The organism is Arthrobacter sp. OAP107 (assembly GCF_040546765.1).
Taxonomy (GTDB): Bacteria; Actinomycetota; Actinomycetes; order Actinomycetales; family Micrococcaceae; genus Arthrobacter.
The window spans coordinates 1,659,686-1,685,547 of the sequence record NZ_JBEPOK010000001.1; the positions used below are offsets into that span (position 1 = coordinate 1,659,686).

At 67.8% G+C, this 25,862-nt stretch carries 23 protein-coding genes and 2 tRNA genes; 19 read left to right on the forward strand and 6 right to left on the reverse strand.

Annotation, left to right across the window (positions count from 1 at the left end; genetic code table 11):
• The first annotated feature begins 112 nt into the window (after positions 1-112).
• The 8 genes from ABIE00_RS07720 to ABIE00_RS07755 all read left to right on the forward strand — a co-directional run bounded on the left by ABIE00_RS07720 (position 113) and on the right by ABIE00_RS07755 (position 8,013).
• On the forward strand, positions 113-919 hold the full coding sequence (locus tag ABIE00_RS07720; RefSeq protein ID WP_354258769.1) for an MBL fold metallo-hydrolase: 807 nt from the start codon (positions 113-115) through the stop codon (positions 917-919).
• Between the two features lie 18 nt (positions 920-937).
• Entirely contained in the window at positions 938-1,714 is a 777-nt protein-coding gene (locus ABIE00_RS07725; protein WP_354258772.1) for a fumarylacetoacetate hydrolase family protein, read from the forward strand.
• Between the two features lie 93 nt (positions 1,715-1,807).
• Positions 1,808-3,319, forward strand: coding sequence for a glutamate--tRNA ligase (gene gltX, locus ABIE00_RS07730; RefSeq protein ID WP_354258775.1), 1,512 nt, complete (start codon positions 1,808-1,810; stop codon positions 3,317-3,319).
• The gene (locus ABIE00_RS07735) at positions 3,319-4,071 is read left to right on the forward strand and encodes an HAD family hydrolase (protein ID WP_354258778.1); all 753 of its coding nucleotides are present in this window, start codon (positions 3,319-3,321) and stop codon (positions 4,069-4,071) included. Before gltX ends, ABIE00_RS07735 begins: the two co-directional genes overlap by 1 nt.
• A 161-nt stretch (positions 4,072-4,232) precedes the next feature.
• A tRNA-Gln gene (locus tag ABIE00_RS07740) sits at positions 4,233-4,304 on the forward strand.
• Positions 4,305-4,434: 130 nt separating this feature from the next.
• Positions 4,435-4,507 (forward strand) — tRNA-Glu (locus tag ABIE00_RS07745).
• 150 nt (positions 4,508-4,657) lie between these two features.
• A complete protein-coding gene (locus tag ABIE00_RS07750) occupies positions 4,658-6,403 on the forward strand; it encodes a dynamin family protein (protein ID WP_354263302.1) in 1,746 nt (581 codons plus the stop codon).
• The gene (locus ABIE00_RS07755; protein ID WP_354258781.1) at positions 6,400-8,013 is read left to right on the forward strand and encodes a GTPase; all 1,614 of its coding nucleotides are present in this window, start codon (positions 6,400-6,402) and stop codon (positions 8,011-8,013) included. Before ABIE00_RS07750 ends, ABIE00_RS07755 begins: the two co-directional genes overlap by 4 nt.
• A gap of 17 nt (positions 8,014-8,030) precedes the next feature.
• Here the strand turns inward: ABIE00_RS07755 and ABIE00_RS07760 are convergent, their stop codons facing one another.
• The 3 genes from ABIE00_RS07760 to ABIE00_RS07770 form a co-directional block, all read right to left on the reverse strand.
• Positions 8,031-8,582: a DUF1697 domain-containing protein gene (locus tag ABIE00_RS07760; RefSeq protein WP_354258784.1), complete on the reverse strand. Its 552-nt coding sequence runs from the start codon at positions 8,580-8,582 to the stop codon at positions 8,031-8,033.
• Positions 8,579-10,021 carry an HNH endonuclease gene (locus ABIE00_RS07765; protein ID WP_354263303.1) on the reverse strand — a complete coding sequence of 481 codons (1,443 nt, stop codon included), beginning with the start codon at positions 10,019-10,021 and terminating at the stop codon, positions 8,579-8,581. The genes ABIE00_RS07760 and ABIE00_RS07765 overlap by 4 nt, the downstream gene beginning before the upstream one ends.
• Before the next feature lie 111 nt (positions 10,022-10,132).
• The gene (locus ABIE00_RS07770; RefSeq protein ID WP_043420062.1) at positions 10,133-10,852 is read right to left on the reverse strand and encodes an IclR family transcriptional regulator; all 720 of its coding nucleotides are present in this window, start codon (positions 10,850-10,852) and stop codon (positions 10,133-10,135) included.
• Between the two features lie 111 nt (positions 10,853-10,963).
• Between ABIE00_RS07770 and leuC the strand changes: the two genes are divergently transcribed.
• The 6 genes from leuC (at position 10,964) to ABIE00_RS07800 (ending at position 17,530) form a co-directional block, all read left to right on the forward strand.
• The gene (gene leuC, locus ABIE00_RS07775; RefSeq protein WP_307103603.1) at positions 10,964-12,418 is read left to right on the forward strand and encodes a 3-isopropylmalate dehydratase large subunit; all 1,455 of its coding nucleotides are present in this window, start codon (positions 10,964-10,966) and stop codon (positions 12,416-12,418) included.
• Positions 12,419-12,427: 9 nt separating this feature from the next.
• The gene (leuD, locus tag ABIE00_RS07780; RefSeq protein ID WP_354258789.1) at positions 12,428-13,030 is read left to right on the forward strand and encodes a 3-isopropylmalate dehydratase small subunit; all 603 of its coding nucleotides are present in this window, start codon (positions 12,428-12,430) and stop codon (positions 13,028-13,030) included.
• A gap of 190 nt (positions 13,031-13,220) precedes the next feature.
• Positions 13,221-14,546, forward strand: coding sequence for a UDP-N-acetylglucosamine 1-carboxyvinyltransferase (gene murA / locus ABIE00_RS07785; protein WP_354258792.1), 1,326 nt, complete (start codon positions 13,221-13,223; stop codon positions 14,544-14,546).
• A 10-nt stretch (positions 14,547-14,556) separates the two neighbouring features.
• The gene (locus tag ABIE00_RS07790; RefSeq protein ID WP_354258795.1) at positions 14,557-15,303 is read left to right on the forward strand and encodes a lysophospholipid acyltransferase family protein; all 747 of its coding nucleotides are present in this window, start codon (positions 14,557-14,559) and stop codon (positions 15,301-15,303) included.
• Positions 15,300-16,352: an NAD(P)H-dependent glycerol-3-phosphate dehydrogenase gene (locus ABIE00_RS07795; protein WP_354258798.1), complete on the forward strand. Its 1,053-nt coding sequence runs from the start codon at positions 15,300-15,302 to the stop codon at positions 16,350-16,352. Before ABIE00_RS07790 ends, ABIE00_RS07795 begins: the two co-directional genes overlap by 4 nt.
• Before the next feature lie 17 nt (positions 16,353-16,369).
• Entirely contained in the window at positions 16,370-17,530 is a 1,161-nt protein-coding gene (locus ABIE00_RS07800) for a D-alanine--D-alanine ligase family protein (RefSeq protein ID WP_354263304.1), read from the forward strand.
• Positions 17,531-17,661: 131 nt separating this feature from the next.
• Here ABIE00_RS07800 and ABIE00_RS07805 read toward each other — a convergent pair whose 3' ends face one another.
• Entirely contained in the window at positions 17,662-18,177 is a 516-nt protein-coding gene (locus tag ABIE00_RS07805; RefSeq protein ID WP_354258801.1) for a DUF3515 family protein, read from the reverse strand.
• Positions 18,178-18,251: 74 nt separating this feature from the next.
• Here ABIE00_RS07805 and ABIE00_RS07810 point away from each other — a divergent pair, with 74 nt between their 5' ends.
• From ABIE00_RS07810 to rsmD, 4 genes are read left to right on the forward strand one after another with little or no spacing between them, the layout of a single operon-like run.
• A complete protein-coding gene (locus tag ABIE00_RS07810; protein WP_354258804.1) occupies positions 18,252-19,277 on the forward strand; it encodes a thiamine-phosphate kinase in 1,026 nt (341 codons plus the stop codon).
• A gap of 22 nt (positions 19,278-19,299) precedes the next feature.
• Positions 19,300-20,310 (forward strand): DAK2 domain-containing protein, encoded by a 1,011-nt coding sequence (locus tag ABIE00_RS07815; RefSeq protein WP_354263305.1) that lies wholly within the window; start codon positions 19,300-19,302, stop codon positions 20,308-20,310.
• Positions 20,307-22,526, forward strand: coding sequence for an ATP-dependent DNA helicase RecG (locus tag ABIE00_RS07820; RefSeq protein WP_354258807.1), 2,220 nt, complete (start codon positions 20,307-20,309; stop codon positions 22,524-22,526). The genes ABIE00_RS07815 and ABIE00_RS07820 overlap by 4 nt, the downstream gene beginning before the upstream one ends.
• A gap of 45 nt (positions 22,527-22,571) precedes the next feature.
• The gene (gene rsmD, locus ABIE00_RS07825; protein WP_354258810.1) at positions 22,572-23,177 is read left to right on the forward strand and encodes a 16S rRNA (guanine(966)-N(2))-methyltransferase RsmD; all 606 of its coding nucleotides are present in this window, start codon (positions 22,572-22,574) and stop codon (positions 23,175-23,177) included.
• On the opposite strand, the gene ABIE00_RS07830 is transcribed toward rsmD, so the two are convergent.
• Positions 23,178-23,963 carry a spermidine synthase gene (locus ABIE00_RS07830; protein ID WP_354258813.1) on the reverse strand — a complete coding sequence of 262 codons (786 nt, stop codon included), beginning with the start codon at positions 23,961-23,963 and terminating at the stop codon, positions 23,178-23,180. It abuts the gene before it with no gap.
• A 2-nt stretch (positions 23,964-23,965) separates the two neighbouring features.
• The gene (locus ABIE00_RS07835; RefSeq protein ID WP_354258817.1) at positions 23,966-25,174 is read right to left on the reverse strand and encodes an aminotransferase class I/II-fold pyridoxal phosphate-dependent enzyme; all 1,209 of its coding nucleotides are present in this window, start codon (positions 25,172-25,174) and stop codon (positions 23,966-23,968) included.
• Between the two features lie 91 nt (positions 25,175-25,265).
• Between ABIE00_RS07835 and coaD the strand changes: the two genes are divergently transcribed.
• Positions 25,266-25,745: a pantetheine-phosphate adenylyltransferase gene (gene coaD / locus ABIE00_RS07840; RefSeq protein ID WP_236803789.1), complete on the forward strand. Its 480-nt coding sequence runs from the start codon at positions 25,266-25,268 to the stop codon at positions 25,743-25,745.
• Positions 25,746-25,862: the final 117 nt, after the last annotated feature.

Below are 25,862 nucleotides of genomic sequence, written 5' to 3' on the forward strand. Positions count from 1 at the left end.
GAAGCGAACGACGGCGTGTGGCCGGCTGGGCTGTTTTGGCCCACCGGCCGCCCGCCGTCGTTCTGCTTTTTATCCTTCCGCTCCCGTTGCTTGGTTGTTCGCCAATGACAGAATGAAACCTGTGAACCAGGACATCACCAGTGCCTTTACCGACAGCAGCCCGCTGACGCGGTTCCGCCTCGCGCCCAACCCGGGGCCGATGAGCCTGGAAGGGACCAACTCCTACATTGTCGGGGAGCCTGGCCACGGGGCCGTAGTGGTGGTTGATCCGGGGCCGCTCGACGAGTCGCACCTTCAGGCCCTCGCGGCTGCCGGACCCGTGGAGCTCGTCCTGGTCACGCACCGCCACGCGGACCATACCGCCGGCTCGGCCCGGCTCGCCGAAATCACCGGTGCCCCGGTCCGGGCCGCCGCCCCAGAACATTGCCACGGGGGAGCCGTGCTGCAGCCGGGGGAGACTATCGCCGCCGGCGGCACCGAGATCCGTGTGGTGTCCAGCCCCGGACACACCTCCGACTCCGTCTGCTTCCACCTGCCCCTCGACGGCCCTGCCGGCTCGGTGCTGACCGGCGATACCATCCTGGGGCGGGGGACCACCGTACTGGACCATCCGGACGGCACGCTGGCCGACTATCTCTCATCCCTCGACCGGCTGGAGCGGCTGGGGCCGGCCACCGTGCTGCCTGCCCACGGCCCCGTCCTGCCGGCGCTCGACGCCGTAGTCCGCGCCTACCGGGACCACCGGCTGGACCGGCTGGCGCAGATCCGAACGGCCCTGGCCGGCCTTGGCCAGGATGCCGGCGTAGGCGAGGTCACCAGCGTTGTGTATGCCGACGTCGACCCCTCCGTCCGGCGCGCCGCCGAGAATTCCGTGGCGGCACAGCTGGAATACCTGCGCCACCTGAGGGAGCAGGACTGAGACTGTAGGCTTGGAACCATGCGTATTGCCCGGTTTGTAGTCGATTCTGATCCCCTTTACGGTGTTGTTGAAGGCCAGCCCGGCAGTGAGGAAATCACTGTTATCAACGGCGATCCCTTCTTTAATGGTGTGGAACGCACCTCTGTGCGGCACAAGCTGGAGGATGTCCGCCTGCTGGCGCCGATCATTCCGCGCAGCAAGGTGATTGGGGTGGGGCGCAACTTTGTGGAGCACGCCCACGAACTCGGCAATGAGGTACCCCAGCAGCCGCTGCTGTTCCTGAAGCCCAACACCTCCGTGGTGGGCCCGAACGATCCCGTGGTCCTGCCGGAGTTCTCCGAGGAGGTCTCCTACGAGGCGGAGCTGTGCGTCGTCATCGGCCGCATCTGCAAGGACGTGCCGGAGGAACGTGCCGACGACGTGATCTTCGGATACACCTGCGGCAACGACCTCACCGCCCGCGACGTCCAAAAGACCGACCTGCAGTGGGCGCGGGCCAAAGGTTTCGACACCTCCGCGCCGCTCGGACCCTGGATCGAGACCGAACTCGATCCCGAGGACCTGTCCATCAAGGGCCGGCTCAACGGCGAACTGCGCCAAGACGGCAGCACCGCCCAGATGATCCGGGGCGTCCGCGAACTGGTCTCCATCGTCTCCAGCGCGTTCACGCTGCTGCCCGGCGACGTGATCATGACCGGCACGCCAGCCGGCGTCGGCCTCGTCCAGGCCGGCGACCGCTACGAGGTGGAGATCGAAGGCATCGGCCGGCTGTCCAACCCCGTGGTCCGCCGCTAGCCTCCGACAGTCCGGCCCAGGACGGCTTAGTGGGAGCGCGGGCCGCCAACCGGGCCGGGGCAGGTGCGCCCGGTTGGTAAAGTTGGTATCACTATGACTACCCCCTCCGCTGCTTCTGCTGCCATTCCTGCCGTCACCGCCGAAACGCCCGTCCGCGTCCGCTTCTGCCCCTCACCCACGGGCACCCCGCACGTCGGGCTGATCCGCACGGCGCTGTTCAACTGGGCCTACGCCCGCCACACCGGCGGCAAGATGATCTTCCGCATCGAGGACACGGACTCGGCGCGGGACAGCGAGGAAAGCTACCACCAGCTGCTGGATGCCCTGAAGTGGCTCGGCATCGACTGGGACGAGGGCGTCGAGGTGGGCGGCCCCCACACGCCGTACCGCCAGTCGCAGCGTGGAGACCTGTACCAGGACGTCATCGCCAAGCTCAAGGCTGGTGGCCACATCTACGAGTCCTACTCGACGCCGGACGAGATCGAGGCGCGCCACCGGGCCGCGGGGCGGGACCCCAAGCTGGGCTACGACGCCTTTGACCGTGACCTCAGCGCCGAACAGGTTGCTGCCTTCAAAGCCGAGGGCCGGGAAGCCGTGCTGCGGCTGCGGATGCCGGACGAGGACATTACGTTCACCGACCTCGTCCGTGGCGAGATCACGTTCAAGGCCGGCTCCGTCCCGGACTTCGCCGTGGTACGTGCCAACGGTGCGCCGCTCTACACCCTGGTAAACCCCGTGGACGACGCCCTGATGGGGATCACGCACGTCCTCCGCGGCGAGGACCTGCTCAGCTCCACGCCGCGGCAGATCGCCCTCTACCGGGCGCTCTACGCCGTGGGCGTTGCGGAATACATGCCGGAGTTCGGCCACCTGCCCTACGTCATGGGCCAGGGCAACAAGAAGCTCTCCAAGCGCGACCCGGAATCGAGCCTCTTCCTGCACCGGGAGCGCGGCTTCATCCCCGAGGGGCTGCTCAACTACCTTTCCCTGCTCGGCTGGTCCCTGAGCGCCGATGAGGACATCTTCACGGTGGAACAGCTGGTGAAGAACTTCGACATCCACGACGTCCTGGCCAACCCGGCCCGCTTCGACCTCAAGAAGGCCGAAGCGATCAACGGAACCCACGTCCGTCTCCTGGACCCTGCTGACTTCCGCGAGCGGCTGGTCCCGTACCTCCGGCATGCCGGCCTTGTGGGGGAGATCCTCACCGACCGCCAGGAGGAAATCCTGACGGAGTCCGCGCCGCTGGTCCAGGAACGCATCACCCTCCTCGGCGAAGCCCCGGAGATGCTGGCGTTCCTGTTCAAGGCCGACGACGCTATCGATGTCGCCGACGACGCCCGCAAGGGCCTGCCGGAGAACGTCACCGAGGTTGTGGATGCGGCGCTGGCTGCGCTCGAGCCGATCGACGACTGGAACGCAGAAAACATCCAGTCCGCGCTGAAGCAGGCGCTCGTGGAGGACCTGGGAATCAAGCCCCGGCTCGCGTTCGGCCCCGTGCGCACCGCGATCTCCGGCCGCCGGGTCTCGCCGCCGCTGTTTGAGTCCATGGTGATCCTGGGCAAGGAATCGTCCCTGGCGCGGCTTCGCGCTTTCCGCGGCTAATGTCACAGCCCGCAGTGGAAACCGCCGTCCTGTCCCGGAGCCTCGGGGCGGTCAGCGGTGTCCTGTTCGATATTGACGACACCCTCGTGGACCTTGCCTACGCCATGACCACGGCGCTGCGTGACGCCAGCGAACACCTCCTGCCCGGCCTGGACCAGGCCGGGTGGGAGAAGGTTGGCCGGATCTTCACGCACGAGACAACCCACTACTATGACCGCTACCTCGCCGGCGAGCTGACCTTCAACGAGCAGCGGCTGCTCCGGGGCCGTGCAGCTCTGGGCCACTTCGGCGTCGAAATGGGCGAAGGGGAGGAGTCGCACAACTGGCTCAGTACCTACTCGCGGCTGCAGCCCAGCTACGTCCGGGCCTTTGAAGATGTGCTGCCCCTCCTTGACGCCCTGGACGGGGCCGGCATTCCCTACGGGGCCGTGAGCAACAACGTGCACGACTACCAGCGGGTGAAGCTGGACAGCGCCGGCCTGGAGCGTATCCGGTTCCTTGTGGGCACCGACACTGTCGGTGTCCCCAAGCCGGACCCCGCCATCTACCTCGAAGGCGTCCGCCTGATCGGCGGCACGCCTGCCACCACGCTGTACATCGGGGACAACCGGCTCCTGGACGCTGAGGGCTCGACGGCGGCAGGACTGTTGGGTATTTGGCTCAACCGCGGCGGGGAACAGGCTCCCGGTTTCCAGGGGCAGGAGATCACCTCGCTGCTGGAGCTCCTGGCGCTCCCCACGGAGACGAGCTAACCGGCGGGGACCGTTGCCTGCGCCCAATGCGGCTCCGAAAAGTGTGGCGCAGGTAACGCCCCGCCGATTTGTGCGGCGCAAAACTCTCGGGTAGAGTAATTACTCGTGCTGAGGGGCACGGAGCGAAAGACAGAGACTTTCGACCGGCCCGAAAGTGCCAATGGGATATGGTGTAATTGGCAACACTACGGTTTCTGGTACCGTCATTCTAGGTTCGAGTCCTGGTATCCCAGCTCTGAAATTCTACGGATTTTCCGCAGCTTTTCAGGTGTTGCGAATCGAGAATCATCGATTTGGAACAAAGCCAAATGTGTGAAACACTAACTTGGCTTGATCGGCGGAGACGCTGATCGGAAAGTACACGGCCCCATCGTATAGCGGCCTAGTACGCCGCCCTCTCACGGCGGTAACGCGGGTTCGAATCCCGCTGGGGTCACAAGTAACCGGCTCCGGGCAACAGCCCGGGGCCGGTTTTGCTTTGTCCTAAAATACTGTTGGTCTGCTGACGGTTCGACTGAAATCCGGCCTGAACTGGCATGATGAGGCTGTGACGTCCAACCGGATCCCGCCAACCAGCGGCCAGGACATGGAAACGCAACCTGCCGGCGTTCACCTCCTGGAGGAGGTCCGCCGCGTCCTGGCAGCTGTTTCGCTGCCCCTGGCTCTGCCGGCGGCTGACCGGGCGCTTCTGGAGATCCGGAACTCCGTGGCCCAGCTTGATGACTACATCCTGCCCCGTTACCGCAGCCTGGACGCTCCGCTGCTGGCCGTCGTCGGCGGCTCAACGGGGGCAGGAAAATCGACTCTCGTGAACGCGCTCGTCGGCCACCCGGTCACGCGCGCCGGCGCCATTCGGCCCACCACCCGGCAGCCCATCCTTCTGCACCATCCCTCGGAGGCTGGCTGGTTCGATGACCAGCGGGTTCTGCCCGGACTCAGCCGGATCCGCGGAACCGTCGTCCCGGCCGGGGTCACGCCTGCGCCCGGCAGTCCACCCCGAACGTCAACAGACACTGCGCCCGTCTCTTCACTGGTCCTCGTGGGTGAGTCGGCCGTGCCGCAGGGCATTGCATTGCTTGATGCTCCGGACGTTGACTCCATCTCGGACGAGAACCGCAGGCTCGCCGGGCAGCTGCTGGCGGCAGCGGACCTGTGGATCTTCGTGACAACCGCCAACCGCTACGCTGACGCCGTACCGTGGAAGCTGCTGCTGAACGCGGCCTCGAGGGACATCATGGTGTCGGTGGTCCTGGACCGCGTGCCGCCGGCTGCCGAAGCCGAAGTGAGCGAGGACCTGCGCAGCATGCTGGCGCGGGAGGGACTTGGAGCCGCCCGCCTCTTCGTCATCCCGGAGGTCCACCTTGGCGGTTCCGGCATGCTGCCGGCGGAAACGGTGCAGCCCCTGCAAGCCTGGCTTCGCGGCCTCGCAGCCGACGCCGTTGCCCGCGCCGACATCGTGCGGCGGACCCTGCACGGCGCTGTACGGGAGCTTGGCCAGCGCGTGGGACGGATCGCCGACGCCGCCAACGAGCAGGGCCGCGCGGCCAGCGTGCTGGGCGACGACGTGCGGGCCGCCTACCGGGATGCGGGCACCCGGATCATCGACGCCACCAAGGACGGAGCCCTGCTCCGCGGGGAGGTCCTGGCCCGCTGGCAGGACTTCGTGGGAACGGGTGAGTTCTTCCGGAGCCTGGAGCAGAACGTCGGGCGGTTTCGCGACCGGCTGGGAGCATTCTTCCGCGGCGAGCCCGCGCCCGCCGTGAAAGTGGAAACCGCCATTGAGACAGGCCTCCAGGCCGTCATCCTGGATGAGGCTGCCAAGGCGGCTGAGGACGCGGACCAGCGCTGGCGCTCGGACCCGGCGGGCCGGCAGCTCCTGGGCACGGACGACCTCTCGGGAACGAGCCCCGGCTTCGCGGACCTGGTGGCGGCGGAAATACGCGACTGGCAGGCGGGCCTCATGGAACTGATCAGGACCGAAGGGCAGGAGAAACGGACCCAGGCACGGTGGCTTTCCTTCGGCATCAACGGCCTTGGTGCCGCCCTGATGATCGTGGTTTTCTCCATGACCGCCGGGCTGACCGGCCTGGAGATCGGCGTCGCGGGAGGAACCGCTGTCGTAGGCCAGAAACTGCTCGAAGCCGTTTTTGGTGAGGACGCCGTCCGCCGGCTGGCACGTACTGCCCGCGACGACCTGAGCAGCAGGTGCCGTGGCCTGCTGGCGGCCGAGCAGGAGCGCTTCCTGGACCGGTTGGACCCGGAAGCCGGGCAGGCCGCCGTCGAACTCGCCGAACATGCGCGGGCGCTGACCCGGCTGGCGGATGCCACGTGAGCCGCCGGGGGAGGGCCAAGGAAGAGACGCGGCTGCAGGGCCGCCTCGAGGCTCTGGGCAAGGCCCGGGAGTTGGCCCAAGGCGTGCTGCCCGAGACCGCCCTCGAGGACGTGTTGGGGGTGCTGGAACGTGCCCGGTCGCGGCGGGCGCTCTCGGCAGACCATACGGTGGTTGGTTTCTTCGGGGCTACCGGAAGCGGGAAATCCACCCTGTTCAACGCGGTGAACGGAGCTGAGATCGCGACGGCGGCGGCGCGCCGGCCCACCACCTCCGAGCCCCTGGCGAGCGTCTGGGGCGCCGACGGCAGTGAACCGCTGCTCGACTGGCTGGACGTGCGTGCCCGGCACCTCGCAGAGCCCGTGGACGGATTCGCCGACGAGGATACCGGGCTGATCCTGCTGGACCTGCCCGACTTCGATTCCACCCGCACCGCGAACCGGGAAATCGTGGAGCGGCTCGTGGGGATGGTTGACGTCCTGGTCTGGGTGCTGGACCCGCAAAAGTACGCCGACGCCGCCGTCCACAATGGCTTCCTGGCTCCGCTGGCGTCACACGGGGCGGTCACGCTGGTGGTGCTCAACCAGGTGGACAGGCTTCCGGCGTCGGACGTCGGGCCCGTGCTGGAGTCGCTGCGGGGAATTCTGGCCCGTGACGGGCTGGGTAGGGTACAGGTCCTGGCGGCCTCCGCGCTGACGGGAGCGGGAGTGGATGGTGTCCGGGCTGCCATCCGCCGCGTAGTGTCGCAACGGGAGGCGTTGTCGCTGCGGCTGTCCGCGGATGTGACCAAGGCAGCGGCGCAGCTGGAGGAAGCCTCGGGCCGCGGGGAAGCCGCCGGTGTGAGGAGCGGGACCGTGGCACGGCTTGCCGATGAACTGGCGACTGCGGCCAACGTGCCCCTCGTGGCTGACGCGGTGTCTGCGTCCTACCGGATCGAGTCCACCCGGCGCACCGGCTGGCCGGTGACCCGCTGGCTTATCCGTTTCAGGCCCGATCCGCTCCGCCGGCTCAACCTGAGGCGCAATGCCCGCGCCGAGGTGAACCGGACGTCGCTGCCGCCCGCGGGAGCCCCGGAGCGTGCGCGGAGCGATGCTGCGGTCCGCCAGTTTGCCGACGCCGCCAGTGACGGTGCCCCCGGGCCCTGGCAGGCAACCATCCGTGCCGCGGCCCGGCAGGGGAGGGACCGGCTGCCGGACGCGCTTGACCAGGCCATCGCCGGGGCTGACCTCGCCGCCGACCGGAAGTCCTGGTGGTGGGGCGCGTTCAACGTTGTGCAATGGCTGGCGCTGCTCGCGGCCGTGGCCGGCCTCGGGTGGCTTGGCGTGCTGGCCGGGCTCGGCTACCTGCAGCTGCCCGTGCCGCAGGTGCCCCGGGTGGAAGGCTGGCCGCTCCCCACCCTGCTGATTGCCGGCGGCGCTGCGCTGGGGATTCTCCTTGCAGTGACGGCCAAATTCATCTCTGCCGGCGTGGCGAAGCGCCGCGGCGCGAGGGCCAGGAAGCGGCTCAACGCTGCAGTCGCGGAGGTGGCGGACCGGCTGGTGGTGGAACCTGTGGAGGCGGAGGTCCGTCGCCTGGCGGCGTTCAACGCGGCGCTGCGGGCCGCCGCGGGCTAAGCCTGCTACCCGGCCGGTCAGCCGGCTGCCGCCTCCAGTGCTGCGGCGGCGTCCCGGACTTTGATCATGGTGCGGAGGTTCCGGGTGGTGGTGGAGGCCTTGTACTTCGGCTTGGCGGACAGTTTGCTGAACGGGCTCTCGAGCGTACCGCCGGCCGGCGCCAGCCAGGCCATGGCCTCGGGGCCCAGCCGCTCCTGCTCCGCGCCGTCCATTGCTTTGCCCATGGCGAACAGCTCATCCAGCGCAGCCGTGTCCGAGGCCAGGGTGAGATAGGTGTGCGTGCTTCTGTCGTCGGCGGGATAGTGGCATGCGGCCACGAGCTCCGACACGCGGTCCGCTGTCAGCACCACCACCCACGCGTCGTAGCCGAACGCCTTCCGCAGGGTTGCCTCGAATTCCTTCTTGACGGCTGCAGGTCCGAGATCGCTGGCCAGCACCACATTCCCGCTGGCCAGCAGGGTCTTTACGCCGGTGAATGGTCCCGCCTTGAGGGCCTCCTTGAGGTCCGCCATCTTGATGTTGATGCCGCCCACGTTAATGCCGCGGAGGAACACTGCATAGCTGGTCATGTGCCCAGACTACTGCCCGGTTCCTGGCAGCGGGGTGCGGTGGAATGGTAGGTGTGGCCGGTTGGAGTGGTGATTTCGTAGGTGTGCCTTGGGCCGGGTCCGGGTTGGGCTTTCCAGTCGGGGAGTTCTTTGGTGTGGTTGCACGCTTCGCAGAGGCCGGCACCGTTGGCCAGGCTGGTTGGGCCGTCGTCGTGCCAGGGGACGATGTGGTCAAGGTGGCGGATCGGGGCGTCGCAGTAGGGGGTGCGGCAGGTGTCATCCCGGACGCGGATGAAGCGGCGCAGCGGAGGCGGGAAGAGGCGTCTTCGCGAGTCCATGGCGACGAGGTCGCCGGTGTCCGGGGCGGTGTAGAGCCTGCGGACCCACGTTTTGAGCTCTTCGTCTCCCTCGGCCTGTCTGCCGGTCACCAACGTCCGTGCCCAGGCTGCGGGGACAACACCGTAGCAAGCGAGCCGTGCGGGTTCGCTGCCGCCTTGGAGGAGGGTGCGGTCGGTCATGACGAGGTTGACCTCAATGCCGGTGACACCGCCGGGGGTGCCGGTGGTCCTCTCGACGAACGTGTCGGCCATGAGCTGGTTACGCGAACGGGGGTCCCCGGCGGAGCGGAGGGCATCAGCCTGCCGGGTCAGGGCCTTGTACACAGTGGCGGCGGCCCGGGTTGCGGCGATGACGGCCCGGGTTCCAGCACCGTTGAAGGTTCCCGTGTCGGCGGCGAGTTCCCCGTCGACGGCGGACCGGTCGTCGACACTCAGGCAGGCTGTCTCTTTCACGACGTACAGGGCGCGCTCTTCGTTCAGCTGGCCGGTGTCCAGGGCGGCCAGGCTGTGGGGCATCTCCTTGACCAGGGCCTTCGACATGCCGAGCAGCCGGTGCCCGCGGTTTGGGGACTCGCCCCGGGCCAGCGCGATCTGCTCAGCCGCGCCCATTCGCTGTTCCTTGGGGCGTTTCTTGCCGAGGTCCTCAGCCAATACTGTCTCAGGGCTGCCCTGCTCCCCGAGTTCGGCGTGTTCCTCGCGGTGCCGGATCTCGAAGGCAACCGCAAGCCGCGCCTGTTGCCCGGCAGCCCAGCATTTGAGTTTCTCCAGCGCGTGGGTCTGGTCGATCAGCCCGGCACCGTCAGCGGTGAGGTCGACCTGCAAAAGGGTAGGTGCCGCCGCGACCCGGTCCGTTAAACTCGGCCTGGGTCCGCCACAGGCAGCGCCGTCGGGGAACAAAACGTCAGCAAACAGGGCTTCAGGAAACGGGCCCTCCGCGAAGTCATCGTCAGCAATCAGGGCGTCGGCGAAAGGGTCCTCAGGAGAAACGTCGTCGGGGTACACGAAGTTGGGGTCATCGTCGTAGGCCAGCCCGTGGATCGCAAACCCAGGAACCGCAGCAGAGCACACAACGCCGCCGCGCGGCGCCGCTCCTGTCAATGCTGAATTCCGGCTGCCTTCCATGAACATGCCCACTGACATTAAAGGGTCGATCGGGCACCAGATGTGGCCAGGGCCAGAAAGTTTTTTAGATCCATCTCAGAACGTTGGGCGCCGGGGCCACCCCACGCGAAGTCAGTCGTTATTCTTGCGGAGGGCTTCCGTCAGGACGCGGGCCGCGTTGCAGACAACCTCCGCGTGCAGCCGGCCGGGCTGGCGGGTGAGCCGCTCGATCGGGCCGGAGATGGAAACGGCGGCGATGACCCGCCCGGAGGGTCCGCGCACAGGTGCGGAGACTGAGGCGACTCCCGGCTCCCGTTCGCCGAGGCTCTGGCCCCAGCCCCGCCGTCGTACTCCCGCCAGAACGGTGGGCGTGAAGCGCGCGGACTGCAGGCCCTCCAGCAGGCGGTCGTGGTCCTCCCAGGCGAGCAGCACCTGGGCGGCGGAGCCGGCCTTCATGGACAGCTGTGTTCCCACGGGAATGGTGTCGCGCAGGCCAATGGGCCGTTCGGCGGAGGCAACGCAAACCCGCCAGTCGCCCTGGCGGCGGAAGATCTGAGCGCTTTCGCCGGTGGCATCGCGGAGCTGCATGAGGACCGGACCGGCGGAGGCGATCAGCCTGTCCTCGCCGGCGGCGGAGGCCAGCTCCACCAGGCGGCTGCCGAGGACAAAGCGGCCCTGGATGTCGCGGCTCACCAGGCGGTGGTGGACCAGCGCCAGCGCCAGCCTGTGCACTGTTGGCCGCGCCAGTCCCGTGGCAGCGACCAGCTGCGCAAGAGTCGTGGGTCCGGCCTCAAGCGCGTCGAGCACCTGGGCTGCTTTATCAATGACACCGACTCCACTAGAATTGTCCATGTACTGATATTGCCGTCTCATTATCTGAGATGCAAATCTTTTGACTGGCTTATTACCGGGGTCTGCTGTTTCAGTGGATCCAACAACAAACAGCATCGAAGGGAGATGGCCATGGCCAAAACATTGGCCGAGAAAGTCTGGGACGCGCACGTGGTGCGCAAAGGCGACGGCGAAGGCGCCAACGCCCAGCCTGACCTTCTGTACATCGACCTGCACCTCGTCCATGAGGTGACCTCCCCGCAGGCGTTCGAGGGTCTCCGCCTGGCCGGCCGCAAGCTGCGCCGCCCGGACCTCACCATCGCAACCGAGGACCACAACACCCCGACGCTGGACATCGACAAGCCGATCGCCGACCTCACCAGCCGGACCCAGATCCAGACCCTGCGCAACAACTGCGAGGAGTTCGGCGTCCGCCTTCACCCGCTCGGTGACGCCGAGCAGGGCATCGTGCACGTCGTGGGTCCGCAGTTGGGATTGACCCAGCCCGGCATGACCGTGGTGTGCGGCGACTCGCACACCTCCACGCACGGCGCGTTCGGTGCGCTGGCCATGGGCATCGGCACGTCCGAGGTGGAGCACGTCATGGCCACCCAGACCCTGTCGCTCAAGCCGTTCAAGACCATGGCCATCAACGTCGAGGGCACGCTCCGCCCCGGAGTGACCGCCAAGGACATTATCCTCGCTGTGATCGCCAAGATCGGCACCGGCGGCGGCCAGGGCTATGTCCTGGAGTACCGTGGCTCGGCCATTCGGGCGCTGTCCATGGATGCCCGGATGACCATCTGCAACATGTCCATCGAAGCAGGCGCCCGCGCAGGCATGGTGGCTCCGGACGAGACCACCTACGCGTACATGAACGGCCGCCCGCACGCACCGCAGGGCGCCGAGTGGGACGCCGCAGTCGAATACTGGAACACGCTGCGCACCGACGACGACGCCGTTTTCGATGCCCAGGTCGACCTGGACGCGAACACGCTCGAGCCGTTCGTCACGTGGGGCACCAACCCGGGCCAGGGCGTCTCGCTGTCAGCCAAGGTGCCGTCCCCGGAGGACTTCGGCGACGAGAACGCCAAGGCCGCTGCGGAACGCGCCCTGCAGTACATGGGGCTGGAAGCCGGAACGCCCATGAAGGACATCCGGGTGGACACCGTCTTCCTGGGCTCCTGCACCAACTCCCGCATCGAGGACCTGCGGGCCGCCGCGGACATCATCCGCGGCCGCGAGAAGGACCCGAAGGTCCGGATGCTGGTGGTTCCCGGCTCGGCCCGCGTGCGGCTCGAGGCCGAGGCCGAGGGCCTGGACAGGGTCTTCAAGGACTTTGGCGCCGAATGGCGCTTCGCCGGCTGCTCTATGTGCCTGGGCATGAACCCGGACCAGCTGGAGCCGGGGGAGCGGTGCGCCTCCACCTCCAACCGCAACTTCGAAGGCCGGCAGGGCAAGGGTGGCCGCACCCACCTCGTGTCCCCGGTGGTCGCAGCCGCAACCGCCGTCCGCGGAACGCTGAGCTCGCCGTCGGACCTCGATCCGGCACCGGAATCCGCAGCCCTCACCACCGACGCCGCCTAGGAAGACGCCATGGAAAAGTTCACCACCCACACCGGCATTGGCGTCCCGCTGCGCCAGAGCAACGTCGACACGGACCAGATCATCCCGGCCGTGTACCTCAAGCGCATCACCCGCACCGGCTTTGAAGACGCGCTGTTCTCAGCGTGGCGCAAGGACCCGTCCTTCATCCTGAACCAGGAGCCGTTCAACGCCGGGTCCGTGCTGGTGGCGGGCCCCGACTTCGGCACCGGTTCCTCCCGCGAACACGCCGTCTGGGCGCTCAAGGACTATGGCTTCCGTGCGGTGCTCTCTTCCCGTTTCGCCGACATCTTCCGTGGCAACTCGGGCAAGCAGGGACTCCTGGCCGCCCAGGTTGCCCAGGATGACATCGAGCTCATCTGGAAGACGCTCGAGAACGCGCCCGGGACCGAGGTGACCGTTGACCTTGCCTCGAAGACCGTGACCTGCGGCAACGTGGTGGCGCCGTTCGAGATCGATGACTACACTCGCTGGCGCCTGCTCGAGGGCCTCGATGACATTGGGCTGACCCTGCAGCACGAGGCGGACATCACGGCCTACGAAGCCACGCGGCCGTCCTTCAAACCCCTGACGCTGCCGGCCAGGACCTCCTGACCGGGTAGCGCATAAGCAACGCCGGAAGGCCCGCCGTGCATAGCCGCGGCGGGCCTTTCCGCTGCCCCCGGTCGGGCCACCGGGCCCCACACGCCCGCGTCAGTATTTCGGTTCGGTAACGTGAACTCATATGCTTAGCTGGTGCCTTTGTAAGGATTTGGGGGGCGAGTAGTCGTGAGGAAACCGGTAAATGAGTAGTGTTCTGACAATCCGCGGAGGCGTCCCGCTAACTGGCCGTGTCAGCGTCCGCGGTGCCAAGAACCTTGTGCCCAAGGCCATGGTGGCTGCCCTGCTGGGCAACGAACCCTCCGTGCTGCGGAACGTTCCGGAGATCAAGGACGTGGAGGTGGTCACCAGCCTGCTCCAGCTGCACGGCGTTACCGTGGATAAGGACCCCGTCACCGGCGACCTGACCCTGGATCCCAAGGCGGCCAAGACGGCGCCGAGCACGGCCATCGACGCCCATGCCGGCGATTCCCGGATCCCCATCCTGCTGTGCGGGCCCCTGATCCACGCGATCGGCGAGGCCTTCATCCCGGACCTGGGCGGTTGCAAGATCGGCGACCGCCCCATCGACTACCACCTGGACGTGCTGCGGCAGTTCGGCGCCGTCGTCGAGAAGCGCCCGGGCGGTATCCACATTTCCGCGCCCAAGGGGCTGCACGGAGCCAAGATCTCCCTGCCGTACCCCTCCGTCGGCGCCACGGAGCAGGTGCTGCTGAGCGCAACGCGCGCCGAGGGCATCACCGAACTCTCCGGTGCCGCCACCGAGCCCGAAATCATCGACCTCATCGCCGTGCTCCAGAAGATGGGCGCCATCATCAGCGTCCAGACGGACCGCACCATCCGCATCGAGGGCGTCCGCGACCTGGGCGGCTACAACCACCGGGCCCTGTCGGACCGCAACGAGTCCGCCTCCTGGGCGTCGGCGGCGCTGGTGACGCGCGGCGACATCTTCGTCGAAGGCGCCTCGCAGCGGGACATGATGACCTTCCTGAACACCTTCCGCAAGGTGGGTGGCGGCATGGACATCGGCGAGGACGGCATCCGGTTCTACCACCGCGGCGGCAAGCTCAGCCCGCTCGTCCTCGAAACGGACGTCCACCCCGGATTCATGACCGACTGGCAGCAGCCCCTCGTCGTGGCCCTGACCCAGGCCGAAGGCGTGTCCATCGTGCACGAGACCGTCTACGAAAACCGCTTCGGCTTCACCGACGCCCTGATCCGCATGGGTGCCAGCATCCAGGTGCACAGGGAATGCCTGGGCAGCGTTCCCTGCCGTTTCGGGCAGCGCAACTTCCTGCACTCCGCCGTCATTTCCGGCCCCACCCAGCTCAAGGGAACCGACATCGACGTGCCGGACTTACGCGGCGGCTTCAGCCACCTGATCGCGGCCCTGGCCGCCACCGGCACCTCGCGGGTGACCGGAATCGACATCATCAACCGCGGCTACGAGCGGTTCACCGAGAAGCTGGCCGGGCTCGGCGCCGACTTCGACATTTCGTCCGTGAAGTAGCGGGGGCCCGGTGAAAGAATCGGCCAAAAGCCACATAACGTTCGTGATCATCGCCGGCATTGTCCGGCCGGCCCTGAACCTGATCATGAACAAGAAATGGGAGGGCACGGACAAGCTTCCCGCGGGCGGCTTCATCGCGGTGCCCAACCACTGCACCGAGATCGATCCCCTCGTGATCGGGCACATGCTGTACAGCAACAAGCGAGCCCCGCACTTCCTGGCGAAGTCGGGCCTTTTCAAGGTCCCGGTGGTTGGTTCCGTTTTGCATGCCACCAAGCAGATTCCGGTGGAACGTTCGACGGCGGGGGCCAACCGCTCGCTGCAGCTCGCCCAGGAGATTGTGGCTGAGGGCGGGGCGATCATTATCTACCCGGAGGGCACGCTGACCCGCGACCCCGACCTCTGGCCGATGAAGGGCCATACCGGTGCCGCCCGCCTGGCCCTCGAGACCGGCATCCCGGTGGTGCCGATGGCGCACTGGGGCGCGCACGAGCTCTTTCCCCGCTACGCCAAGCGCTTTCACCTGTTCCCGCGCAAGACGTCCAGGATCCGGATCGGCGAGCCCGTTGACCTCTCGCGCTTCGCGGGACGCTCCCGGGACAGGGCCACACTGGCGGAGGCCACGGAGGTCATCATGGATGCCGTGACCGGACTCCTGGCCGAACTCCGCGGGGAGCAGCCGCCGGCCCGGCGCTGGGACCCCAGCGCCCACAATCAAACGAAGCACGGCCGCGACGTCGAGCGGGGCGGGAAGTGACGGCTGTCCACGGCCGGCCCGGTTCGGCCCTGTCCGTGGCAGTCCTCGGCGCCGGTTCGTGGGGGACCACGTTCGCGAAAACCCTGGCCGACGCCGCCGCGGCCTCCGACGTCGACCGCAGGATCCGGATATGGGGCCGCCGGGCGGAGGTCGTGGCTGAGATCAACGGCAACCACCGCAACCCCCAGTATCTTTCGGACATCGACCTTCCGCCGAGCATCACCGCGTCCACCGATGTGGCAGAGGTGCTGTCCGGGGCCGACCTGGTGGTCCTCGCCGTTCCGGCGCAGTCGCTGCGCCTCCAGCTGCGCCAGTGGAAGCCCCTGATCGGGCCCGATGCGCTTGTGGTGTCCCTGATGAAGGGCCTCGAACTGGGCTCGGATGCCCGGATGAGCGAGGTTATCGCCGAAGAACTGGACATCCCCGCCGACCGCATCGCAGTCGTGTCCGGCCCCAACCTGGCCATGGAGATCGCCCGGGAGGAGCCCACGGCCTCGGTGGTCGCCTGCCCCGATGCGGCCGCCGCCGGCTGGATCGCCAGAAGCTGCACCGCGCCGTACTTCCGTCCCTACACCACCTCGGACATCGTCGGCGTCGAGATCGGCGGGATCGTCAAGAACGTCATCGCCCTGGCCGTGGGCATCTGTGAGGGAAAGCAGATGGGGGACAACACCAAAGCCTCCGTGATTACCCGTGGCCTGGCCGAAACCTCCCGCCTGGCCCTGGCCCTTGGCGGCAAGGCACACACCATGGCCGGCCTCGCCGGTCTCGGCGACCTGGTGGCCACCTGCTCGTCACCTTTGTCCCGGAACCACACCGCGGGCCGTCTGCTCGGGCAGGGGCTCACGCTGGACGAGGTCGCCCAGAAAATGACGCAGACGGCCGAGGGCATCAAATCCGGCCAGGCCGTCCACGAACTGGCCGGCAAGCTCGGCGTCGACATGCCCATCACGGCGGCCGTCGTCGCGGTCCTCGCCGGAAAATTGTCCGTTGACCAACTCGGGCCGCTGCTGCTGTCCCGGGAACTTAGAGCCGAAGGCGATTACTGACAGTGTCGGAAGAAAACTTGACCGCAGCGGACAAGACCAACCAAAGCACCACTACCCAGGACGGGGCGGTCCGGCCCAAGCCGCGGGTGGCCGTCCTCTTTGGCGGCCGCTCCAGTGAACATGCCGTCAGCTGCGTGACCGCTGCCGGAGTGCTCGGCGCCATCGACCGGACCAAGTACGACGTCGTTCCCATCGGCATCGCTAAATCCGGCCAGTGGGTGCTCGCGTCCGGGGACACTGCCCAGTGGTCCCTCTCCGCCACCTCCCTTCCGGAGGTCCCGCCGTCGGAACAGACGGTCAGCCTCACCGAGATCGGCGGGGCACACCAGCTCATCGTGACGGCCCCCAATGAGGTCCCGCAGGAGCTCGGCACCGTCGACGTGGTGTTCCCGCTGCTGCACGGGCCGTTCGGCGAGGACGGCACCATCCAGGGGCTCCTGGAACTCTCCGACACGCGCTATGTCGGCGCCGGCGTCCTGGCCTCGGCCGTGGGCATGGACAAGCACTTCATGAAGGTGGTCTTTGAGGCCGCCGGGCTGAAGGTCGGCCCGTACATCGCGGTGACCGACCGGCAGTGGCGCAAGGACCCCGAAGCCGTCCGCAAGCAGGTTGACCTGCTGGGCTTCCCGGTGTTCGTCAAGCCCGCCCGCGCCGGATCCTCCATGGGCATCTCCAAGGTGGACTCGCTCGACACGCTTGATGCCGCGATTGAGGCGGCTCGCCAGCATGATCCGAAGCTGGTGATCGAGGCCGGCATCGTGGGCCGGGAAATCGAATGCGCCGTGCTTGAGGGCCGCGGCGGCGATGCGCCCCGCACGTCCCTGCCCGGCGAGATCTCCGTAGCCGCGGGCGAGCACGAGTTCTATGACTTCCAGGCCAAGTACGTGGATGATGCGGCCGCCCTGAGCTGCCCCGCGGACATGCCGGAAGAAGCGATTGCCCGTGTCCGCGAGCTTGCCGCCGCGGCGTTCGATTCGGTGGAGGCGGAGGGCCTGAGCCGGGTCGACTTCTTCTACACGCCGGACGGTGACCTCATCATCAACGAGATCAACACCATGCCCGGGTTCACGCCGAAGAGTATGTACCCGCAGATGTGGGCGGCCACAGGCCTGTCCTATCCGGACCTGATCGACGAGCTGATCCACCTGGCGCTGACCCGCAAGACCGGCCTGCGCTAGTCCCCACCGGCACCCTAGCCTCGCTCCGCTTCGGCCAGGGAACCCGGCCGGCGTGGGCCCACCACCGGCACCCTAACCTCGCTCCGCTTCGGCCAGGGAACCCAGCCGGCACGGGTCCCACCGGCACCTGTCTACTTGCTGGTGGGCAGGTTCTGGACATCCTGCTGGCCCACGCATTTGCGGCTGGCCTTGATCTTCGCGGCCGCGCCGGAGAGGTCAGCCAGGACAGTGGCCGAGCTGATTTTGTTCGGATCCATCAGGATTTCCGTGGCTGGTTCCCGGCCGTAGGTGGTCAGGGTCCACACGGGGTTGCCCTCCTTGATGACCCAGTCGACGTCGTTGACGCTGACGCAGCGGTCAGTGGTGGGCCCGGGGACGTTGACGCCGCAGCGCAGAACCACCTGCGACGGGTCGCCCCAGGCGGCGGTGGCCTGGCTGTTCGTCTTCCGTAGCCGGGCATCGCCGATGGCATCCGGAAGCGCCACCATCATCGGGGCGCAGGCGGGATTGGCTGCATCGGCGGCGGGGGCGACGTCGACGGCGGGTGAACAGCCGCCGAGCGCCAGTCCAGTCAACGCTGCGGCTACTGCCGCCCCAAGCCTGCGGAGGGGTTTCTGTGCAGGTTTCTGGGCAGGCGGGAAATGCATCCCCCAAGCCTATCGTTCCGCGCGGACCCGGACGGACCGCCGAAAATGTCTGCCCGTGGCGGTAGCGTAGTGGCGTGCCTCAAACACCATTGACTGTCGCCCAACTGTCCGAAGCGGAGCTTCTGGCACGCATTTTCCCGCGCCTGGAACTCAGCGCCGTGCACAGTGCCGCCGTGGTCCTCGGACCCGGTGATGACGCGGCCATCGTTGCGGTTCCGGACGGCAGGACGGTCATCAGCATCGACACCCAGGTCCAGGACCAGGATTTCCGGCTTGAGTGGAACAACGGCTACCGGACTACCGGCTACGACGTCGGCTGGAAGGCCGCAGCGCAGAATCTCAGCGATATCAACGCCATGGGTGCAACGGCAACCTCCATGGTGGTCAGCCTGACCTTGCCTGCGGACACGCCGGTCGGATGGGTCGAGGACCTGGCGGATGGCCTCACCGCCGCCATCAGCAAATTGGGAGCGGGGGCCTGCTCTGTCGCCGGCGGCGATCTTGGCCGCGGCCGCGAACTGTCCGTCACCGTTGCAGTCCTCGGCACGCTCGACGGCGGCCAGCCGGTCCTCCGGTCCGGCGCCCGGGAGGGCGACACGGCAGCCATCGCCGGGCGGGCAGGCTGGGCCGCCGCCGGGCTGGCACTGCTGGAGTCCGGCCACCACGTGACTTCGCTGACGCCGGATCTGCTGTCACTGCTTGAGCTTCAGTGCCGTCCGGAGCCGCCCCTGGAGGCCGGGCCGCTGGCGCGCATGTCCGGCGCCACGGCCATGATGGACATTTCCGACGGCCTGGTCCGGGACGGAACCAGGCTGGCAGCGGCCAGCAACGTAGTGCTGGACCTGGACCCCCGGCAGCTGGCCGTGCTCGCAGAGCCGCTCCGCCCTGCGGCCACCCTGCTGGGCGCCGACCCGCGTGCCTGGGTGCTCGGCGGCGGCGAAGACCACGGGCTCCTCGCCACATTCCCGGCGGGCATGCAGGTACCGCCCGGGTTTACTGGGATAGGCTCAGTACAGGCCTGCGGCGCAGACAAGGCGCCGGGCGTGACGATCGCGGGACGGCCCGCTGACTCCGTGGGATGGGATCACTTTGCAGACTAAGGTTGCCGCGAACGCGCAAGCCATGAAGCGGTGGCTGGGCAAGGCCGAAACCGCACTGGGCAACCACAGCGACCGCCTCAACGCCATCAACATCTTCCCGGTGGCCGATGGCGACACCGGAACCAACCTGTACCTCACGGTCCGTGCCGCAGCCCGGGCGCTGCAGGATGCTACCGCTCCCTCGGGTGCCGGCCAGGAACACACCGGGCAACCCGCACAGCTCAATGACGTGGGCGCCGTCCTGGCGCGTGCCGGCCAGGCGGCGATGGAGCAGGCCAGGGGGAACTCCGGCACGCTGTTCTCCGTCTTCCTCTGCGCCGCGGCCGAGCCATTGCACGGACACACCAGGCTCACCTCCTCGCTGCTCGCCGCAGCCCTCAACCGGGCCCAGATCAGGGCCTGGTCCGCGCTGAGCGACCCCGTTCCCGGCACCATGCTCTCAGTGATGGAGGCAGCGGGCCGGGCTGCGGCCGCCGTCGACGCCGGCCAGAACGGCAACCACAGCAACCATGCCCTGGGCCTGGTCCTGGATGCGGCCGTGGAGGCGGCCCTCGAGGCCGTGGTCCGCACGGAGGGGCAGCTTGATGCCCTGCAGGCCGCGCACGTGGTGGACGCCGGCGGCGTGGGAATGCTGCTGATCCTGGACTGCCTCCGTTCGGCGGTGCTCGGCGAGGAGCTCAACAACGAACTCCTCGACGGCCTGCACGGCTACGACGTTCAGGACCCGCACATCCACACCGGCATGCCGGCCGACGACGGCGTGGAGGTCATGTGCACCATCAGCCTGTCCCCGCTGGACGCCGCCACGCTCCGCCAGCGGCTGGATGAACTCGGGGATTCCGTGATCATGAGCCAGGTGGGCCCTTCCGCCGACGCCGAGGGCCGGTACCGGTGGCGCGTCCACGTGCATGTCCCGGACCCGGTCCCCGCCCTTGACATGATCAGGTCGCTGGGCGCTCCGGCGGACGTGTCCGTCAGCGAGCTCGCACTGCCCCGGGACCCGTCGGGAGAAGTGAGCGCAGAAGGACGATGAACGCCGAACTGGAACTCGGCCTGGAGCGCCGGGTCGGCAAGCGCTCCGCGACGGCCATCGGGAAGCACCTGGGCATCACCACCGTCGGCGGCCTGCTCAACCACTTCCCGCGCCGCTACCTCAACCGCGGCGACCTGACGCGCATCAGCGAACTCCCGTTCGATGAGGAAGTGACGCTCATCGCCCGCGTCGTGTCCAACAGCACCCGGCAGATGCGCGCCCGGAAGGGCTCCATCACCGACGTCGTCGTCACCGACGACGCCGGAACGGGCACACTGAAAATCAGTTTCTTCAACGGCCGCCTCGCCAGGGCCGAGCTGCATCCCGGCCGGCGGGCCATGTTCTCCGGTAAGGTCACGCGCTACCAGGGTTCACTGGGGCTGACCAACCCGAACTACCAGCTGCTGGACAAGGACCCGGAGGTCCCGGACATGGACCCGGAAAAGCTCGCGGCCATGCCCATCCCGATTTATCCGGCCACCGCGGGCATCACCAGCTGGTCTATCCAGAAGGTCGTGAAAGCCCTGCTGGAAACCGCCGACCTGGACGCCTTGCCGGACCCGGTTCCGGCGGCCATAGCCGCACGTGAAAAATTCCTTCCCGTGCCGGAGGCCTACCGGCTCATCCATGCCCCGGAGAACGCGCAGGACTGGCGCAAGGCCAGGGAGCGGTTCCGCTACCAGGAGGCCCTGGTCCTCCAGTCGGCCCTGGCCCGCCGCCGTGCCCAGCTTGCTTCCGAGGAGGCCACCGCCCGGCGGCCCGTGCCGGACGGCCTGCTCGCAGCCTTCGACCGCCAGCTGCCGTTCACCCTGACCGCCGGCCAGTCCGCCGTCGGCAAGACCCTCTCCGCGGAGCTGTCCCAGGACTGGCCCATGAACAGGCTGCTGCAGGGCGAGGTTGGCTCCGGCAAAACCATTGTGGCGCTCCGTGCCATGCTCCAGGTGGTCGACGCCGGGGGGCAGGCTGCACTGCTGGCGCCTACGGAAGTGCTGGCGGCACAGCACTTCGACTCCATCCGGCGCACCCTCGGCCCGTTGGCCCGCGACGGGCTCCTGGGGGGACTGGGTGACCATTCGGTGCAGGTCAGCCTGCTTACCGGCTCCATGCCTACCGCCGCACGCAAGCAGGCGCTGCTCGACGCCGCTTCGGGCACTGCCGGGATCGTCATCGGCACGCACGCGCTGCTGAGCGACAACGTCACCTTCTTTGATCTGGGCCTCATCGTGGTGGATGAGCAGCACCGCTTCGGCGTGGAACAGCGCGACGCCCTGCGTGCCAAGGCCAGCAAGCCGCCGCACCTGCTGGTCATGACCGCGACCCCGATCCCCAGGACCGTGGCCATGACGGTGTTCGGCGACCTTGAAACGTCCGTGCTTGACGAGCTGCCCGCAGGCCGGGCGCCCATCACCACGCATGTGGTGGGCCTCGCGGAGAACCCCGCCTGGGCAGCCCGCATCTGGTCCCGGTCCCGCGAGGAGATCGAGTCAGGACACCAGGTGTACGTCGTTTGCCCCAAGATCGGGGCGGACGACGACGGCGACTTTACTCCCGGTGAAGCGGAACCTGAGCCCGGGGAACTGGAGGGCGACGGAGCCGCACGCGAACTGGCGTCCGTGACTGCCGTCGTCGAGCATCTCAAAGACGAACCTGCACTGGCCGGAGTGGCGCTGGCGCCGCTCCACGGGCGCCAGGACCCGGTGCTGAAGTCCGAGACCATGGCTTCCTTCACCGCCAATCAGACCAAGCTGCTTGTCTCCACCACCGTCATTGAGGTGGGCGTGGACGTGCACAACGCCACCCTGATGGTCATCCTGGACGCGGACCGCTTCGGCATCTCCCAGCTTCACCAGCTCCGCGGGCGCGTGGGCAGGGGCGGGCTGCCGGGCACGTGCCTGCTGGTAACCACGCTTGAACCGGGGCACCCGAGCCGGCGCAGGCTGGACGCCGTGGCGGCCACCACCGACGGATTCGAGCTGTCCCAGGAGGACCTGAAGCTGCGCCGCGAGGGCGACATCCTCGGCGCCTCGCAGTCCGGCGGCCGGTCCACGCTGAAGCTGCTCCGCGTGCTCGAGCACGAGGACATCATCGCCCGCGCCAGGCAGGACGCCCAGAAGATCGTCGCCGCAGACCCCGCGTTGACCGGCTATGCGGCACTTGCCGAGGCCATTGACGAGTACTTGAATCCGGAGAAGGAGGCGTTCCTTGAACGCGGCTAGCACGAAACACCTGCTACCAGGGCCGCCGCCGGCGGGGGCAGGGGCATGAGCAGGATCGTTGCCGGTGCCGCGGGCGGAACCCCGCTGGCCAACGTGTCCGGGTCCCAGACCCGACCCACCACCGACCGGGTCAAGGAGGCATTGTTTTCCAGGCTGGACGCGTTCAACGTGCTCGGCGGCGCCCGGGTCCTGGACCTGTATGCCGGGTCCGGTGCACTGGGGGTGGAGAGCGCCAGCAGGGGTGCGGAAACTGTCGATCTCGTGGAGTTCGATGCGAAGGCCAGTGCCGTGTGCCAGCGCAACGCCGACGTCATCAACGGAGTCCTGGGCCGCAAGGCCGTCACGGTCCACCGCTCCAAGGTGGAGTCCTTCCTCGACCGCGCTGCCGAAGACGCCACATGGGACGTCGCCTTCCTGGACCCGCCCTACCCCCTCGAAGAGCCGGCGCTGGCGTCAGTCCTGGAAAAGCTTGCGCCGCACCTCAACGACGGCGCGGTGGTGGTGGTGGAACGCTCGTCCCGGGCCACCGAACCCGGGTGGCCGGAAGGCCTGGAGCGGTTCGCCGAGAAGAAATACGGTGAGACGCGGCTGTGGTACGCCGAACCGTCCAGCGGCCAGGACGTGGACGTGGCGCTGGAGGCCGAGGACTAGTCAGTCCGACAACCGGTCCAGTTCCACCCCGGCCAGGACCTTGGCCGGATGGGGTCCGCGGGCCGTGAGGGCGGCGGACCACTCGGGGGGCCACGGCTTCCTGGTGCCGGCAAGGATGATGTTCCCCGGATACTTTCCCGTGAACATCCCCGACTCGGCACAGGCGGCCACGTCCGTCATGGCCCTTCGCAGCGCTGCCACCTGGCTCCGGACGAGCGTCAGGCCGGGCTCGTCGCCGACATTCACGATCAGCACGCCCCGGTCCGTGAGGAGCGCAGCGGCCTCCTGGTAGAACCCGGTGCAGGCAATGTGCGCCGGCGCCTCCGGACCGGAGAAGATGTCCAGGATGACGACGTCGAAACGCAGGTCCGCAGGCAGCTCCGCCAGGGCACTGCGCGCGTCGCCGATAACGGTATGCAGGTCGGTGCCCTCCGGCAGCGGCAGCCGCTCCAGCACGAAGTCCAGCAGCTCCCGCTCCAGCTCCACGGCGTACTGCACGGAGCCGGGGCGGGTCGCCTGGATATACCGCGCCAGGGTCAGGGCGCCGGCGCCCAAGTGAAGCGCACGGATGGGTTCACCCCACGGAGCTGCGAGGTCCACGATGTGCCCGATGCGGCGCAGGTATTCGTAGAAGATATCCTCGGGATCGGCCAGGTCCACATGGGACTGCTCGGCCCCGCCGATGCTGAGCACGAACCCGCCGTCCGTATACGTATCCGGTTCGATGACGGCGTGCTGGCCGGTCGCACGCAGGAAACGCGATGCCCGGACTCCGCCGTCGGCCACGGTCAGAGCCTGTCCTGAAGGGTCGCCAGCCGTGCGGCGGCTTCCTCGAGGACTTCAATGCGCTTGCAGAATGCGAACCGCAGCAGGCTGCGCGTCCGCTCCGCGCCCTCCGGGTGGCAAAACACGGGAACCGGGATCGCTGCCACACCCACCAGGCCGGGCAGGCGCCGGGCCAGGTCCACCGAGTCCCGGATGCCCAGCGGCGAGGTATCCACGTTGACGAAGTAGGTGCCGTCGGGCGTGAACACGTCCAGGCCGGCCGCGCGCAGCCCCTCGCTGAGGATGTCGCGTTTTTTCCGCAGCGTGGCGGAGATGCCCCGGTAAAACTCGTCCGGCAGGGCCAGACCGCTGGCGATGGCGCTCTGGAACGGGGTGCCGGAACTGTACGTGAGGAACTGCTTTACCGTCCGGACCGCCGCCACCAGGTGCTCCGGGCCGCTCAGCCAGCCGACTTTCCAGCCGGTGAAGGAGAACGTCTTGCCCGCCGAGGAGATGGTGACCGTCCTGTCGGCGGCCCCCGGCAGCGTGGCCACCGGGATGTGCCGGACACCGAACGTCAGGTGCTCGTACACCTCGTCGGTGATGATGATCGCGTCATGCTTCCGGGCGAGGTCGACGACGCGCTGAAGCACCTCGCGCGGGAAGACCGCACCCGTGGGGTTATGCGGGTTGTTCAGCAGCACGACTTTGGTGCGGTCGGTGAACGCCGCTTCCAGGGCGGCGGAATCAGGGACGAAATCGGGGGCCAGCAGAGGGGCAGTGACGTGCGTGGCGCCGGAGAGACCGATGATGGCGCCGTAGGAGTCGTAGAACGGTTCGAACGTCAGGACCTCGTCTCCGGGGCCGACGAAGGCAAGCAGGGACGCGGCGATGGCCTCGGTGGCGCCGGTGGTGACGATGATTTCGGTGTCCGGGTCCGGTTCCAGCCCGTAAAACCGGCTCTGGTGTGCGGCCACGGCCTCCCGGAGCTGTGGGATCCCCTTGCCCGGCGCGTACTGGTTGGAGCCTTCGGCGATCGCGGCCTGGGCGGCCGCCTTGATCTCCGCGGGGCCATCCTCGTCGGGGAAACCCTGCCCCAGATTGATGGCGCCGGTCTGCATGGCCAGCGTGGTCATCTCCTCGAAGATCGTCACGCCCAACGCGCCGTCACTTGCCAGCAGGTTCGCCCCGCTGGCCGCGCGCTGCCAGGGTGCCGGAAGTGTTTGTGTCATTGGTTTCCTGCCTGTCTGTCCGGCCGCGGCCCCATGGCGGCCGGTGCCTGTGTCATGGTATCCCGGCCCGCCGATACGGTAGGTTCGGAGCATGAGACGCGCCGTATGCCCAGGCTCCTTCGACCCCATCCACAATGGACACCTCGAGGTGATCGCCAGAGCCGCGAGCCTGTTTGATGAGGTGATCGTCGCAGTGTCCACCAACTATGCCAAGAAGTACCGGTTTCCGCTTGAGGAGCGGATCGAGATGGCCAGGGAGACCCTGGCCTCGCTGCGCGGCATCGTCGTGGAACCCGTCGGGGAGGGCCTTCTGGCGGAGTACTGCCGGCAGCGCGGCGTGTCCGCCATCGTGAAGGGGCTGCGGTCGTCGTCGGACTTTGACTACGAGCTTCCCATGGCGACGATGAACCGCCAGCTGAGCGGAGTGGAGACGGTGTTCCTTCCGGCGGAGGCGCACTACCTTCACCTGTCGTCCACGCTCATCAAGGAAGTGGCCTCCCTGGGCGGCAGCGTGTCTGAGTACGTTCCCAGGTCTGTGTTGAAACGGCTCCTTGCGGGCGGCGCGCCTTAGGCCGGCCAGCCCTCCAGGGGGTAGGCTTGTCCGGTACGTTTCCGGTGCACGCCGGCCGCGTGCCCCGGCGTGGCATCCGGTTTGAGTCCGTCAGGGAGTTCAGGCTAAGATGGTACG